General features: G+C 75.3%; 13 protein-coding genes. 9 read left to right on the top strand and 4 right to left on the bottom strand.

Features of this window, described 5'->3' with window-relative positions:
- The first annotated feature begins 81 nt into the window (after positions 1-81).
- Genes KG103_RS08835 through mobA form a run of 5 tightly spaced genes read left to right on the top strand, consistent with a single transcriptional unit; the run spans position 82 to position 3449 of the window.
- Positions 82-480: a TOBE domain-containing protein gene (locus KG103_RS08835; RefSeq protein WP_207342036.1), complete on the top strand. Its 399-nt coding sequence runs from the start codon at positions 82-84 to the stop codon at positions 478-480.
- Positions 477-1262, top strand: coding sequence for a molybdate ABC transporter substrate-binding protein (gene modA / locus KG103_RS08830; RefSeq protein WP_207342037.1), 786 nt, complete (start codon positions 477-479; stop codon positions 1260-1262). The genes KG103_RS08835 and modA overlap by 4 nt, the downstream gene beginning before the upstream one ends.
- Positions 1259-2095, top strand: a complete 837-nt coding sequence (locus KG103_RS08825; RefSeq protein ID WP_249670863.1) for an ABC transporter permease — start codon at positions 1259-1261, stop codon at positions 2093-2095. Before modA ends, KG103_RS08825 begins: the two co-directional genes overlap by 4 nt.
- Positions 2095-2808, top strand: a complete 714-nt coding sequence (locus KG103_RS08820; protein WP_242635652.1) for an ATP-binding cassette domain-containing protein — start codon at positions 2095-2097, stop codon at positions 2806-2808. The genes KG103_RS08825 and KG103_RS08820 overlap by 1 nt, the downstream gene beginning before the upstream one ends.
- Positions 2809-2837: 29 nt before the next feature.
- A complete protein-coding gene (gene mobA / locus KG103_RS08815) occupies positions 2838-3449 on the top strand; it encodes a molybdenum cofactor guanylyltransferase (RefSeq protein WP_207342039.1) in 612 nt (203 codons plus the stop codon).
- On the opposite strand, the gene KG103_RS08810 is transcribed toward mobA, so the two are convergent.
- From KG103_RS08810 to KG103_RS08800, 3 genes are all read right to left on the bottom strand, one after another.
- Positions 3421-3690, bottom strand: a complete 270-nt coding sequence (locus KG103_RS08810) for a DUF6457 domain-containing protein (protein WP_207342040.1) — start codon at positions 3688-3690, stop codon at positions 3421-3423. The genes mobA and KG103_RS08810 overlap by 29 nt on opposite strands.
- 21 nt (positions 3691-3711) lie before the next feature.
- On the bottom strand, positions 3712-4254 hold the full coding sequence (locus KG103_RS08805; protein WP_207342041.1) for a hypothetical protein: 543 nt from the start codon (positions 4252-4254) through the stop codon (positions 3712-3714).
- Positions 4255-4320: 66 nt separating this feature from the next.
- Positions 4321-5496 carry a glycosyltransferase gene (locus tag KG103_RS08800; protein ID WP_207342042.1) on the bottom strand — a complete coding sequence of 392 codons (1176 nt, stop codon included), beginning with the start codon at positions 5494-5496 and terminating at the stop codon, positions 4321-4323.
- A 198-nt stretch (positions 5497-5694) separates the two neighbouring features.
- Here KG103_RS08800 and KG103_RS08795 point away from each other — a divergent pair, with 198 nt between their 5' ends.
- The 4 genes from KG103_RS08795 to treZ all read left to right on the top strand — a co-directional run bounded on the left by KG103_RS08795 (position 5695) and on the right by treZ (position 13084).
- Complete coding sequence (locus KG103_RS08795; RefSeq protein WP_207342138.1) at positions 5695-6489, top strand: transglutaminase-like domain-containing protein; 795 nt, start codon at positions 5695-5697, stop codon at positions 6487-6489.
- An 85-nt stretch (positions 6490-6574) separates the two neighbouring features.
- Positions 6575-8767 carry a glycogen debranching protein GlgX gene (glgX, locus tag KG103_RS08790; RefSeq protein WP_207342043.1) on the top strand — a complete coding sequence of 731 codons (2193 nt, stop codon included), beginning with the start codon at positions 6575-6577 and terminating at the stop codon, positions 8765-8767.
- Complete coding sequence (treY, locus tag KG103_RS08785; protein ID WP_207342044.1) at positions 8764-11283, top strand: malto-oligosyltrehalose synthase; 2520 nt, start codon at positions 8764-8766, stop codon at positions 11281-11283. Before glgX ends, treY begins: the two co-directional genes overlap by 4 nt.
- 7 nt (positions 11284-11290) lie before the next feature.
- The gene (gene treZ, locus KG103_RS08780; RefSeq protein WP_207342139.1) at positions 11291-13084 is read left to right on the top strand and encodes a malto-oligosyltrehalose trehalohydrolase; all 1794 of its coding nucleotides are present in this window, start codon (positions 11291-11293) and stop codon (positions 13082-13084) included.
- A 36-nt stretch (positions 13085-13120) separates the two neighbouring features.
- Here treZ and zapE read toward each other — a convergent pair whose 3' ends face one another.
- A complete protein-coding gene (gene zapE / locus KG103_RS08775; protein ID WP_207342045.1) occupies positions 13121-14197 on the bottom strand; it encodes a cell division protein ZapE in 1077 nt (358 codons plus the stop codon).
- Between the last annotated feature and the right edge of the window lie 337 nt (positions 14198-14534).

Here is a 14534-nt window from a genome sequence, read left to right as displayed (position 1 = left end):
GGTTGCGCCACCAGTGCCGCAGGTGCGGTGCGCCGCCCCGCGCGCTGTCCGCAGGTGCGGCAGCGCCCCTACGATCGGGACGTGCCGACCTACCGCGTGGCCGAGGCCGCGACCCTGCTGGGCGTCAGCGACGACACCGTGCGCCGCTGGATCGACTCCGGCCGGCTCGCCGCCGCCCCGGGGTCGTCCGGCCACCGGGAGGTCGACGGCCTCGCCCTGGCCGGTCTCGCGCAGGAGCTGGGGGCGCGGCCCGAGCCCGGCGGCGAGCACCGCTCCACGCGCAACCGGCTGCGTGGCATCGTCACCCGGGTCGTGCGGGACACCGTGATGGCCCAGGTCGAGATCCAGGCCGGGCCGTACCGCGTGGTGTCGCTCATCAGCCGCGAGGCCGCCGACGAGCTGGGGCTCGAGCCCGGGGTCGTCGCGGTCGCGTCCGTGAAGGCGACGAACGTCGCCGTCGAGCACGTCGAGCGCCGGTGACGCGCCGCGTGCCGGTCCTCACGGCCGCGCTGCTGGGCGTGGCCGTGGCACTCGGCGGCTGCACGACCACCGGCGCCGCGAGCGCGGGCGACGACCCCTCCGCCGGCCGGGTCGAGGGTCGGCTCGTGGTCCTGGCGGCCGCGTCCCTGACGGACGTGGTGACGGCCCTGGCGGAGCGGGCCGAGGCGGAGCACCCCGGGCTGCGCGTCGAGACCGCCTTCGGGTCCAGTGCGACGCTCGCCGCCCAGGTGGTCGCCGGTGCGCCGGCGGACGTCCTGCTCACCGCGAGCGACGACACGATGGTCACCGTCACCGGCGCGCTCGGCGGCGACCCCGTCGTCGTGGCGACGAACCACCTCCAGCTCGCCGTGCCGGCCGGCAACCCCGGCGGCGTCGAGTCGCTCACGGACCTCGCCGACCCGGACCTGACGGTCGCGCTGTGCGCCCCGCAGGTCCCCTGCGGGGCGGTCGCCGCGGACGTCCTGGCGCGGGCGGGAGTCGTCGCCGCGCCCGACACCCTCGAGCGCGACGTGCGTGCCGTCCTGACCCGGCTGGTCCTCGACGAGGCCGACGCGGGCCTGGTGTACCGCACGGACGTGCTCGCGGCCGACGGTGCCGTCGAGGGCGTCGACGTCCCGCAGGCCGCGGACGTCCCCACCGCGCACCCCGCGCTCGTGGTCCCCGGTGCCCCGCACCCCGCCGCGGCCGCGGCCTTCGTCACGCTGCTGACGGGCCCCGAGGGACGCCGGGCGTTCGCCGCGGCCGGGTTCGGCCCGCCGTGAGCGCCCGGACCACCGGCTCGCCGGCCTCGTGGGCACTGGTCCTCGCGGCCGCCGCGGGCGTCGCGGTTCTCGTGCTCCCGCTCGTCGCGCTGCTGCTGGCGACACCCTGGGGCGACCTGCCCGCGCTCGTCGCCGACCCCGCCGTGCTGCAGGCGCTGCGTCTGTCGCTCGGCACCGCCACGGCGGCGACAGGGGTGTCCTTGCTCGTGGGCGTCCCGTTGGCGTGGGTGCTCGCGCACGACGACCTGCGCGGCGTCCGGCTGCTGCGCGCACTGGTGACCGTGCCCCTGGTGCTGCCGCCCGTGGTCGGCGGCGTCGCCCTGCTGCTGCTGCTGGGGCGGCGGGGACTGCTCGGCGGCGCGCTGCACGCGTGGACCGGCGTGAGCGTGCCGTTCACGTCCGTCGCCGTCGTCCTGGCCCAGGTGTTCGTGTCCCTGCCGTTCCTCGTGCTGGCGGTCGAGGGCGCCCTGCGCGGGGCGGACCGCCGCCGCGCGCTCGCCGCGCAGACCCTGGGCGCGTCGCCCGGGTACGTGCTGCGCCGGGTCACCCTGCCCGCCGTCGCCCCGGGCGTCGCCGCGGGTGCCGCGCTCTGCTTCACGCGGGCGCTCGGCGAGTTCGGGGCCACCGTGACGTTCGCCGGCAGCTTCCCCGGGACCACCCGCACGATGCCGCTGGCGGTCTACCAGGCGATGGACACCGCACCCGACCAGGCGGTGGCGATGTCGGTGCTGCTGCTGGCGCTCTCGGTGACCGTGCTGGTCGCGCTGCGCGGGCGGTGGCTCGGCGGCCTGCCCGGGACGGGTGCCGGCACCGGCAGGAGGGCGTCGCGGTGATGCTCGACGTCCACGCCCGGGTGCAGCGCGGGTCCCTGACCCTCGACGTCGCGCTACGCGTCCCTCCCGGTGCGGTGCTCGCGGTGATGGGCCCCAACGGCAGCGGGAAGTCGACGCTGCTCGAGGCCGTCGCCGGCCTGGTCCCGCTGACGGCGGGGCACGTGCGCCTGGGGGACGACGTGCTCGCCGACGCCGCGGCCGGGCACCACCGGCCGCCGGCGCAGCGCCGCCTGGGCGTCGCGCTGCAGGACGGTGCGCTGTTCGGGCACCTCTCCGCGCGCGAGAACGTCGCGTTCGGCCCGCGGGCGCAGGGGGTGCGCGCGGCCGCGGCACGCGCGGCGGCCGACGCGCTGCTGGCGGACGTCGGCCTGGCGGAGCACGCCCGGACGCGCGCCGACCGGTTGTCCGGCGGGCAGGCCCAACGCGTCGCGGTGGCCCGGGCCGTCGCCGCGCGCCCGCGGGCCCTGCTGCTCGACGAGCCGTTCGGCGCGCTGGACGCCGGGACGCGGCACCGGGTCCGCGGCGTCGTCCGCCGGGCCGTGGCCGCCGGTGTGCCCGCGCTCGTGGTGACGCACGACCTGCGCGACGCGCTCGAGCTCGCCGACGAGCTGCTGGTGCTCGAGGCGGGGCGCGCGGTCCAGCGGGGTGCCCCGGCCGAGGTCGCCGCCGCCCCCGCGACCGCGTACGTCCGGCGTGTCGCCGCGGCGGGCTGACGGCACCGGCAGGCCGTAGCGTGACGGACGTGACCGCTGCACCCGCCGTCGTGGTCGTCCTGACCGGCGGCACCGCGCGCCGCCTGGGCGGCGCGGACAAGACGGCGCTCGACGTGGGTGGCCGCTCCCCGTTGCGGCGCCTGCTCGACGACGTCGCACCGCTGCCGACGGTCGTCGTCGGCGAGCCGCAGGACGTGGGTCGCGACGTGGTGTGGACCCGCGAGGAGCCCGCGGGCGGTGGCCCGCTCGCCGGCGTCGGCGCCGGTGTGGCCGCGGCCCGGGCGGCGCACCCGGCCGCACCGGTGGTCGTCGTGCTCGCCGGGGACCAGCCCTTCGCCGGGCCGGCCGTCGGGGCGCTGCTGGCGGCGCTGGACGCCGACGCCGCGCTCGACGCCGCGCTCGCCGCGGGCCCGGACGGGCGTCCCCAGCCGCTGCTGGCCGCCTACCGCCTGGCGGCCGTCCGCGAGCGGCTGACCCGGGACCTGCACGGGCGACCGGCGCGGGACCTGGTGGCGGGCCTGCGCACGGTCGGCGTCGCCGTGTCCGCCGCGACGGCGCTCGACGTCGACGACGCCGACGACCTGGCGACCGCCCGCCGCGTGGCCGCCGCCCTCAGCCCGCCGCCGCGGGCTCCTCGCTGAGCAGCTCCGCCACACGGGCCAGCGCGTCACGCACCGCCGTCTCGGGGTCGTCACCCCCGGCGGCGGCCCGGCCGGCCGCCAGTCCCACCACGTACGCGGTCAGCGGGGCGGCGGGGCGCAGGACGCCGTGGGCCACGTCGCGCACCATTTCGAGGACCTCGTCCTGCGTCGCCGCGACGAGCGCCGGGTCGACGCCGAGCGCGGGGGCCGCCCGGCCGGTCCAGTCCTGCAGCGCGTCCATCGCCACCTCCGTCGTCGCAGCCTAGCCACGGCCCCCGGCGGCGCGCCCCTCGTGCGCGGCGGGTGCGTCGAACGCCTGCGCCCGGTGCCGGGCGTGCATGGCCTCGACCAGCTCGGCCTGCTCCCGCGAGCGCGCCACGAGCGCGTCGAGGCGCTCCGCGTCGAGGTCGAGCGCCACGGCGTGCTCCCGCAGCGTCGTCCAGCCCAGGCGCTTGCCCTCGAGGCCCGAGCGCAGCACCTCCAGCTCCAGGACGATGGTCATCGGGGACCGGCCGACGGCGCGGCCGTTCGGCTTCAGCCGCGCCACGCGCTCGGCGAGGGCGGCACCGAGGTGCTTCCAGCGCGAGAGCCGGAACCCGAGGTCACGCGCCGTGGCCTCGTGCACGCGACGCTCCTCGCGCAGCTCGGTCGCCAGCCGCTCGAGGTCGGCGGCGTCCTGCCCCGCGTCGGGGTTGCGGCTCATCCGCTGGACCCGCGAGGCGACGGCGCTGGCGCCCGTGATGTGGTCGTTGAGGTAGGTGCGGACCAGCGTCAGGTCGATGCGCGTGGCGTCGGGCTGCGTCATGGCGTCCTCCCGGATCGGCGTGCCCCGATCCTGGGGCCCTCGGGGACCGCGCGCACGCGGAGAGCGTCAGACGGTCTCGCTCGACGGGGCGGGCGGGGCGACCGCCTGCTCGGCCTCCCGCTCGACCAGCTGCTCACGCCGGCTCGACGCGCGCGGCCGGTACACGACGCGGGAGTGGAACGTGAAGCGGACGACGAAGGCGATCGCGATGGTGATCGCCGTCGCGAGCACCGCGGCCACGTGCATCGTGTTCACCAGCAGGCCGACGAGCGGCAGCCGGACCATCGTCTCGACGTTGTTGAACACGAACGACTGCCCGAACCGGGCCCACACGCCCTTGCCCTCGTGGCGCAGGTCGCGGAAGACGAAGCGCTCCTGCAGCAGGAAGTTCCCCGCGATCGTCACCTCGGCGGCGACGATCGCGGCCAGCAGCCAGTGCGCGCCCAGGCTCGTCATGGCCGCGACGATCCCGATGTTCGCCAGCGCGCCCAGTCCGCCGATGATGGCGAACCGCGACATCCGCCCGAACCGCAGGCCGGCGAGCTGCCACATGAAGTGGACGCCCTGGGCCAGGTTCGCCTTGGACGCCCCGGCGTAACGCTGGCCGAAGACGAACGGGACCTCGACCACGCGCATCGGGTGGCGCGCGAGGATCTCGAGGAGGATCTTGAAGCCCCGGGGACGCAGCGTGTCGAGGTCGATCGCCGCACGCCGGACCGCGAAGAACCCCGTCATCGGGTCGGAGCAGTCGCGCAGCCGCACGGGGAACATCGCGCGTGTGACCGCGGTCGAGGTCGACGACACGGCCCGGCGCACCGCGCCGGACAGGCCGGCGCTGGAGCCGTCCCCGATGTACCGCGAGGCGACGACGACGTCCACGTCGGGCTCCTGCACCCGCGCCAGCAGCGTGGGGATGAGCTCGGGCGGGTGCTGCAGGTCACCGTCCATCACGAGGACGTACGGCGTCGTGCTGGCGCGCACGCCCGCGAGCACGGCACCGCCGAGGCCACCCTCGGGGGTCCGGCGGTGGATCACGCGCACGGGCAGCTCGGCGGTCGGCGCCAGCGCACGCGCCACGTCGGCGGTGTCGTCCGTGGAGTCGTCCACGACGAGCAGGTCGACACCCAGTCCTCGGGTCGCCTCCCCGACGCGGCGCACCAGCTCGGGGACGTTGGGGGCCTCGTTGAACGTCGGCACGATCACGGTCAGCACCGCTCCCGCGCGATCCGGCGCTCCGTCCATGTGCACCTGCCTCCGGTCTTCCGACGACGCCCCGTCGCGTCGCGTCGCAGAACGTCCTGTCACGGTAACCGACACGATCTGCCGCGCCGAGCCCCTCACCCGGGCTAAACGCTTCAGCGGCGCAGAGCCCCACGGTCGGCGCAAACTCCCACGAACCCTGACGAGACAAGCGTGCACACGGCTGCCACCATGACGCACGTGCATCGCGACATGACCGCCCACCTGGTCCTCGACGTCACCTCCCCTGCGCGCCTCGTCCTCGAGATCGCCGTCTCCCACCGCCACGACCCGGTCGAGGAGCTGAGCATCCTGTCGGGCGGTCGTCCCGTGGTGCCGCGCGAGGTCGTGGACCCGCACGGGTCCCGGCTCCACGTCCTCGACGTCGAGCCCGGACCGCTCACCGTCGACTACCGCGCGAGCGTCACCGGACGGGCGGCGGAGCCGGAGCCCGGCGACCCCTCGGACGAGCTGCTCTACCTGCGGCCGTCCCGCTACTGCGAGTCCGACACCCTCGCCCCGACCGCGCGGGCGGAGTTCGTCGGGCTGGCCGGCGTCGACCTGCTGGGGGCCGTCAGCTCGTGGGTCGGTACACGTCTCGCGTACGCCCCGGGCGCCAGCCTGCCGACGGACGGAGCCGTGCGCACGCTCCTCGCGCGGCGCGGCGTCTGCCGCGACTTCGCGCACCTGGTCGTCGCCCTGCTGCGTGCCCTCGACGTCCCCGCCCGGCTCGCGGCGGTGTACGCCCCGGGCCTGGACCCCATGGACTTCCACGCCGTGGCGGAGGCCTACGTGGAGGATCAGTGGCGCGTGCTCGACGCCACGACGCTCGCCCCGCGGTCGAGCCTGGTGCGCATCGCGACCGGCCGCGACGCGTCCGACACGGCGTTCCTGTCGGTGCACCGCGGCACCGCGACGCTGCGTGAGCTGCAGGTCTCGGCGGTGGCCGACGAGCTGCCGGACGACGACGTGCGCGACCTCGTGTCGATCGGGTGAACCGGGAGGCCACCGGCGTACGGACGTGATCTGAGGCACACCGGCTCAGCGAGCCGATCCGATGGTGCCCTGGCACGCTTTCGCCATGCAGACCTGGCCCGGACGCCCCTATCCGCTCGGTGCGACCTACGACGGTACCGGCACCAACTTCGCTCTCTTCTCGGGTGTCGCGGAGCGCGTCGAGCTGTGCCTCATCGACGACGACGGCACGGAGACCCGGGTGGACCTGCCCGAGGTCGACGCGTTCGTGTGGCACGGCTACCTGCCCTCGATCGCCCCCGGGCAGCGCTACGGGTACCGCGTGCACGGCCCGTACGACCCGGCCGCCGGGCACCGCTGCGACCCCTCCAAGCTCCTGCTCGACCCGTACGCCAAGGCCATCGACGGGCAGGTCGACGGCGACCCGTCGCTGTACTCGTACACGTTCGGAGAGCCCGGCACCCGCAACGAGACCGACTCGGCTGGCCACACGATGACCTCCGTCGTGGTGAACCCGTTCTTCGACTGGGGCCACGACCGCCCGCCGCAGCACCAGTACCACGAGTCGGTGGTGTACGAGGCGCACGTCAAGGGCCTGACCCGCCTGCACCCGGCGGTCCCCGAGGAGCTGCGCGGCACCTACGCGGCACTGGGGCACCCGGCCGTCGTCGAGCACCTGTCGGGCCTGGGCGTCACCGCGGTCGAGCTCATGCCGGTGCACCAGTTCGTCAACGACCCGTCGCTGCAGGAGCGCGGGCTGTCGAACTACTGGGGCTACAACACGATCGGCTTCTTCGCACCGCACAACGGGTACGCGTCGATGGCCGGCAGCGGGCAGCAGGTCCAGGAGTTCAAGCAGATGGTCAAGGCGCTGCACGCCGCGGACATCGAGGTGATCCTGGACGTCGTCTACAACCACACGGCGGAGGGCAACCACCTGGGGCCCACGCTGAGCTTCCGCGGCATCGACAACGCGAGCTACTACCGCCTGGTCGACGATGACCCGTCGCACTACTTCGACACCACGGGCACCGGCAACTCGCTGCTCATGCGCTCGCCCGCGGTGCTCCAGCTCATCATGGACTCGCTGCGCTACTGGGTCACCGAGATGCACGTCGACGGCTTCCGCTTCGACCTCGCCGCCACGCTGGCGCGGCAGTTCCACGAGGTCGACCGGCTCTCGGCGTTCTTCGACCTCGTGCACCAGGACCCGGTCATCTCCCAGGTCAAGCTCATCGCCGAGCCCTGGGACCTCGGCGAGGGCGGGTACCAGGTAGGCGGGTTCCCGCCGCTGTGGACGGAGTGGAACGGCAAGTACCGCGACACGGTGCGCGACTTCTGGCGTGGGGAGCCCTCGACGCTCGGCGAGTTCGCGAGCCGGCTGACCGGCTCCTCCGACCTCTACGAGCACACCGGGCGCCGCCCGATCGCGAGCGTCAACTTCGTCACCGCGCACGACGGGTTCACGCTGCGCGACCTCGTGTCCTACAACGAGAAGCACAACGAGGCGAACGGTGAGGACAACCGGGACGGCGAGAGCCACAACCGGTCGTGGAACTGCGGCGTCGAGGGACCGACGGACGACCCGGAGATCCTGGCGCTGCGGGCCCGTCAGCAGCGCAACTTCCTCGCCACCCTGCTGCTGTCGCAGGGTGTGCCGATGATCGCGCACGGCGACGAGCTCGGGCGCACGCAGGGCGGCAACAACAACGGGTACTGCCAGGACGACGAGATCACGTGGGTCGACTGGCACCTCGACGACGAGCGGGAGTCGCTGCTGGAGTTCACGCGCCGGCTCGTCCGCCTGCGCCGCGACCACCCCGTGTTCCGGCGCCGACGCTTCTTCGCCGGCGCGGCCGACCACGGCGGGCAGTCCGACCTGCGCGACATCGCGTGGATGACCCCGACCGGTGGAACCATGTCCGACGACGCCTGGAGCGCGGAGCACGCGTTCGCGGTCATGGTGTTCCTCAACGGCGACGCCATCAACGAGCCGGACCTGCGCGGCGAGCAGGTCATCGACGACTCCTTCCTGCTGCTGTTCAACGGGCACTGGGAGAAGAGGCAGTTCCAGCTGCCGGGCACCGAGTACGGCGCGGTGTGGACGGCCGTGCTGGACACCGACGCCCAGGTGCGCCCGGGCCGGGAGGTCAAGGCGCGCGGCCGGGTGACGCTCGCACCGCGCTCGATGGTGCTCCTCACCCGGCCGCCGGAGCAGGAGACGCCCTCGGCGTCCGGCAGCGGGTCGGCGGCGACCGCCGCCCGGGAGGCGAGCAGGCTGGGGCGGGAGCACGTATGAGCGACCAGCCCGTCGAGCGCGCGCTGCCGGACCGGCGCTCCGTCCGCCCCGGCCACCGCGTCCCCGCCTCCACGTACCGCGTGCAGCTCGGGGAGGACCTGACGTTCGACGACGTGGCGGCCCGGGTGCCGTACTACGCCGGCCTGGGCGTCACGCACGTCTACCTGTCCCCCGTGCTGGCTGCGGCGCCGGGGTCGACGCACGGGTACGACGTCGTCGACCACGACACCGTGTCCCCGGTGCTGGGGGGCGAGCAGGGGCTGCGCCGGCTGGCGGACGCGGCGCACGCGGCCGGGCTGGGGCTCGTGCTCGACATCGTGCCCAACCACATGGCCGTGCCGACCCCCGCGTGGCACAACCGGGCGCTGTGGTCCGTGCTGACCGACGGCCCCGCGTCGCCGTACGCGACGTGGTTCGACGTCGACTGGTCCGCCGGGGACGGTGCCGTGCTGATGCCCGTGCTGGGCGACCGCATCGGGGCCGTGCTCGCGCGCGACGAGCTGCAGCTCGTCGAGCAGGACGTCCCCGGCGTCGGGACGACCACCGTGCTGCGGTACCACGACCACGTCTTCCCCGTGCGCGCCGGCACCGAGCAGCTGCCGCTGGCCGAGCTGGTGGAGCGGCAGCACTACCGCCTGGCGTACTGGAAGGTCGCGGACGAGGAGCTGAACTACCGGCGCTTCTTCGACGTCGGCACCCTGGTGGCGGTCCGCGTCGAGGACCCCGAGGTCTTCGACGCGACGCACGCGCTCGTGCTGCGCCTGCTCCGCGAGGGCGTCGTGGACGGTCTGCGCATCGACCACCCCGACGGCCTCGCCGACCCGGCGGGATACCTCGCGCGGCTGCGCGAGGCGACCGACGGCGCCTGGGTGGTCGTCGAGAAGATCCTGGCCGGCGAGGAGGAGCTGCCCGACGACTGGGCGACGGCCGGCACCACCGGCTACGAGGCCCTGTGGCGCGTGCAGCAGGCGTTCGTCGACCCCGGCGGCGCGGCGCTGCTCGGCTCGGTCATGCACCGCCTGACCGGTGACGTGTCCGACGCGTTCGACGAGGTGGAGGAGACGGCCAAGCGCGAGGTGGTCGACGGGCCCCTGTACGCCGAGGTCCACCGCCTCACCAACCTCGCTGCCGAGATCTGCCACGAGGACCTGCGCCTGCGGGACCACACGTGGCGTGCGCTGGAGGAGTGCCTGGTCGAGCTGCTCGTCGCGTTCGACCGGTACCGCGCGTACGTCGTGCCGGGCGAGCCGGCGCCGCCCGTGTCGGTCGCGGTCCTGACCGCGGCCGCCGAGCGGGCCCGCCGCCGCCTCGGCGTCGACCGCGAGGCCACCATGGCCGTCCTCGTCGACCTGCTGCTGGGCCGGGAGGCCGGCTCGGCGGGCCGCACGCGCGACCCGCGCCGTGACGAGCTCGTCGTGCGGTTCCAGCAGACCTGCGGGGCCGTCATGGCCAAGGGGGTGGAGGACACCGCGTTCTACCGGTGGACGCACCTCGTCGCGCTGTGCGAGGTCGGCGGCGAGCCGGTCCGCTTCGCGACCACGCCCACCGACCTGGCGGCGTGGGCCGTCCGGGCGCAGGCGGGCGCACCGTTCGGCATGACGACGCTGTCCACGCACGACACCAAGCGTGGCGAGGACACCCGGGCCCGGCTCGGCGTGATCTCGGAGCTGCCGCGCGAGTGGTCCGCGCTGGTCGAGGATCTGCGGCGGGCGTCCGCGCCCTACCGCGGGACGCTGCTCGACGGCCGCACCGAGTACCTGCTGTGGCAGACGCTGGCCGGCACGTGGACCGACGACGGGCCCATCGAGGAGGACCGCCTGGTGGCCTACCTCACCAAGGCGGTCCGTGAGGCCAAGTCGCACACCACGTGGCCGGCGCCCGACGAGGCGTACGAGCAGACCGTCCTGTCGGCCGCCCGGCAGGCCCGGACCGACCCGGTCGTGCTGGGGCTGCTCGGGGACTGGGACCTGCGCACCCGCGAGGCGGTGCGCGCGGCCACGCTCGGCACCAAGCTCGTGCAGCTCACGCTGCCGGGGGTCGCCGACGTCTACCAGGGCACCGAGGTGCCGACGCCCACCCTCGTCGACCCGGACAACCGGCGCCCGGTCGACGCGGACGCGCTGGCCGCACGTCTCGCCCGCCTGGACGAGGGCGCCGGTCCGCGCGGCCTGGCGGACGAGAAGATGCTGGTCACGTCCCGGGCGCTGCGCGTGCGACGGGACGTCGCGGACGCGTTCGTCGGACCGCACGCCGGGTTCGTCCCGCTGCCGCACTCGTCGGGGCACGCCATGACGTACGCCCGCACCGTGGGCGGCGACCCGCGCGTCGTCGTCGTCGCGACCCGGCTGGCGGCCGCGGTCGAGCGGCTGGGCGGCTGGGCCGACCACACCGTGGCGCTCCCCGACGGGACGTGGCACGACGTGCTGAGCGACCGGGTGGTCGGCGGCGGGGTGCAGCGCGTGGCCGAGGTGCTCGAGCGGCTCCCGGTGGCGCTGCTCGTGCGGGAGGGGGTGTGACGTGCCGCTGGAACCGCGCCTGTGGGCGCCCTTCGTCGGCCGCGTCGAGCTCGTGCTGCCGGACGTGGACCGCCGCCTGCCCCTGCACGCCGAGGACGACGGCTGGTGGGCCGCCGGGGTCGAGCTGCCCCACGGCACCGACTACGCGTTCTCGCTCGACGGCGGCGACCCGCGTCCCGATCCGCGGGCGGCCTGGCTGCCCCACGGTGTGCACGGCGCCGCGCGCGTCTTCGACGCCGACCGCTTCGCCTGGGCCGACGCCGGGTGGAGCGGCGTGGACGTGCGCGGGGCGGTGACGTACGAGCTGCACGTGGGCACGTTCACGCCGCAGGGCACGCTCGCCGCCGCCACGGAGCGCCTGGAGCACCTCGTCGAGCTGGGCGTGGACGTCGTCGAGCTCATGCCCGTGGCGGCCTTCAACGGCCGGCACGGCTGGGGGTACGACGGCGTCGCGCTGTACGCGGTCCACGAGCCGTACGGCGGGCCGCAGGCCCTGCAGGAGTTCGTCGACGCGGCCCACGCCCACGGGCTGGCGGTCTGCCTGGACGTCGTGCACAACCACCTCGGCCCGTCGGGCAACTACCTGCACGAGCTGGGCCCGTACTTCACCGACGCCCACCACACGCCGTGGGGCCAGGCGATCAACCTGGACGGTCCCGGGGCGGTGCACGTCCGCCGGTGGATCTGCGACTCGGTGCTGCGCTGGGCGCGTGACTTCCACGTGGACGCGTTCCGCCTGGACGCGGTCCACGCGCTGCGCGACGACTCCCCCCGGCACCTGCTCGCGCAGCTCTCCGACGAGGTCGCGGAGCTGGCGGAGCAGCTGGGACGGCCGATCGGGCTGGTCGCCGAGTCCGACCTGAACGACGTCGTGACGCTGGACACGACGCAGGACGGCGGCTGGGGCATGACGGCCCAGTGGGCCGACGACGTGCACCACGCCGTGCACGCGCTGGTGACGGGCGAGCGGCACGGCTACTACGTGGACTTCGGCTCCCCCGAGACGCTGCGCACGGCCCTGACCCGGGTGTTCGTCCACGACGGAGGCATGTCGACGTTCCGCGGCGAGCCGTGGGGCTCCCCGGTCCCCGACGACGTCGACGGGCACCGCTTCGTCGCCTTCACGTCGGACCACGACCAGGTGGGCAACCGTGCGCTCGGGGACCGCCCGTCCGCGCGCCTCGACGCCGGCGGTCTGGCGGCCCAGGCCGCGCTGGTCCTGCTCTCGCCCTTCACGCCGATGCTGTTCATGGGCGAGGAGTGGGGGGCCCGCACGCCGTGGCTGTTCTTCACGGACCACCCCGAGCCCGACCTGGCCGAGTCCGTCCGCGAGGGCCGCGCGCGGGAGTTCGGCGGGCACGGCTGGGTCGACCTGTACGGCGGCCCCGTCGACGTCCCGGACCCGCAGGACCCGGCGACGTTCACGGCGAGCGTGCTGGACTGGTCCGAGCCGGAGCAGCCGGACCATGCGCGGCTGCTCGAGTGGTACCGCGTGCTCGTCGCGCTGCGCCGGTCGGTCCCGGACCTCGCGTCGGGCGACCGCCACCGGACGTCGCTCGACGTGCTCGACCCGCCGTCGCCCACGGACGCCCCCGGCTGGCAGGGCGCCCTGGTGCTGCACCGGGGTGACGCGCGCGTCGTCGTGAACCTCGCCCACGTGCCCGTGGCGGTGCCCGTCGCGGCGTCGCACCCCCTGCGCGTCGTCGCCGCCTGGGACGGCGGTGCGGTGCACGCACCGCACGCCGCCGGTGAGCCGCTGGTCGTGGACGTGCCCGCGCGCGCGGTCGTCGTGCTGGTCTGACGGCCGCGGCGTCCGGCGCGCCGGGTGCCGCGGCGGTCAGTCCCGCCCGACCAGGGCCGCCCCCTCGCCCGCGAGCGCGCCGAGGCGGGACAGCGCCCGGTAGTACTTCTTGCGGTACCCCCCCGCGAGCATGTCCGGCGTGAACAGGTCGGCGCCGTCCGTGGCGCCCGCCCCCGACCCGGCGGCCAGCACGACCGGCACGTCGCGGTCGTACAGCCGGTCCACGAGCACCACGAGGCGCAGCGCGACGTCCTGCGCCGTCACCTGGTGCACACCGGTGATCCCGACGAGGTCGATGCCGTCCAGCAGCGCGCCGTAGCGGCTGGGGTGGACGGTCGCGAGGTGCTCGAGCAGCGCGTCCAGGTCGTCCAGCGTGGCCCCCGGGCGGCCGGTGACGACGGCGCGCACGTCCTGCGCGGACAGGGTGGCGGCGTGCGTCGTGACCGCGCGGTGCCGGTGGTCCTCGCCGTCGATCCGGAGCACCTCGAAGCGGGCGGCCAGCGCCTGGATCTCGCGCAGGAAGTCCTCCGCCGCGAACCGCCCCTCGCCCAACGACTCGGGCAGCGTGTTGGAGGTGGCGGCGATCGCGACCCCGCGGTCCGTGAGCTCCCGCAGCAGGCGGGACATCATCACCGTGTCGCCCGGGTCGTCGAGCTCGAACTCGTCGATGCAGACCAGTCGCTTGGCGGCCAGCGCGTCGACGGTCGCCGCGAAGCCCAGCGCCCCCACGAGGTGGGTGAGCTCGACGAACGTGCCGTACGACGTGCGCTCGGTGCCCACCGCGTGCGCGAGCGAGGCGAGCAGGTGGGTCTTGCCGACGCCGAACCCGCCGTCGAGGTACACCGCCGGCGCCTGCGCGGCGGCGCGGCGCCGCCACCACGCCCCGCCGCTGCGCGTGGGACCGCTCAGCGCGCCCGCGACCTCCCGCAGCCGGTCGAGCGCCTCCCGCTGCGACGGGTGCGCCCCGTCCGGCTCGTACGTGTCGAAGGACTCGCGGGCGAAGTGCCGCGGCGGCACGAGCTCGGCGAGAAGTCGCGACGCGGGCACCCGGGGGTGACGGGCCGTCAGGGAGTCCGGGCGTGCGCGCGGCGCGACGGGGTCGGCGGTGGTCACGGGTGACGACGATACGTCCCACGACACGGGGCGGCCTGCGCGTCCGGCACGAGCGGGCGACCCGCACTCTCGGGCATCCTGGACGGGTGTCCGTATGCCGGGCAGTCATCTCGGGATCCGGACACACCCTCCCGATTCACCCGCACGCGTGCCACGCTCGTCCACGTGAACCTCCCCGGGACCTGCTGCCTGTGTCGGTGCTGTCGCGCCGCCGCGGTCCCGTGCGCCTGCTGTCCGCGGACCCGCTGACCAGCCCCGTTCCCCTCGACGGGCGCGTGGTCCGCGCCCGTCGTCCACGACCTTCGTCGTGCGCGGACGCGTGAGCACGCCCCCCAGC

The organism is Cellulomonas wangleii, assembly GCF_018388445.1.
In the GTDB taxonomy this organism is placed as follows: domain Bacteria; phylum Actinomycetota; class Actinomycetes; order Actinomycetales; family Cellulomonadaceae; genus Cellulomonas; species Cellulomonas wangleii.
This window is presented reverse-complemented; position numbering and strand designations above follow the sequence as displayed.

Coding starts and splice junctions, on each gene's coding strand:
- glgX (WP_207342043.1), top strand. CDS start 6,575: ATGCAGACCTGGCCCGGACGCCCCTATCCGCTCGGTGCGACCTACGAC.
- KG103_RS08805 (WP_207342041.1), bottom strand. CDS start 4,254: ATGACGCAGCCCGACGCCACGCGCATCGACCTGACGCTGGTCCGCACC.
- KG103_RS08810 (WP_207342040.1), bottom strand. CDS start 3,690: ATGGACGCGCTGCAGGACTGGACCGGCCGGGCGGCCCCCGCGCTCGGC.
- KG103_RS08800 (WP_207342042.1), bottom strand. CDS start 5,496: ATGGACGGAGCGCCGGATCGCGCGGGAGCGGTGCTGACCGTGATCGTG.
- treY (WP_207342044.1), top strand. CDS start 8,764: ATGAGCGACCAGCCCGTCGAGCGCGCGCTGCCGGACCGGCGCTCCGTC.
- KG103_RS08820 (WP_242635652.1), top strand. CDS start 2,095: ATGCTCGACGTCCACGCCCGGGTGCAGCGCGGGTCCCTGACCCTCGAC.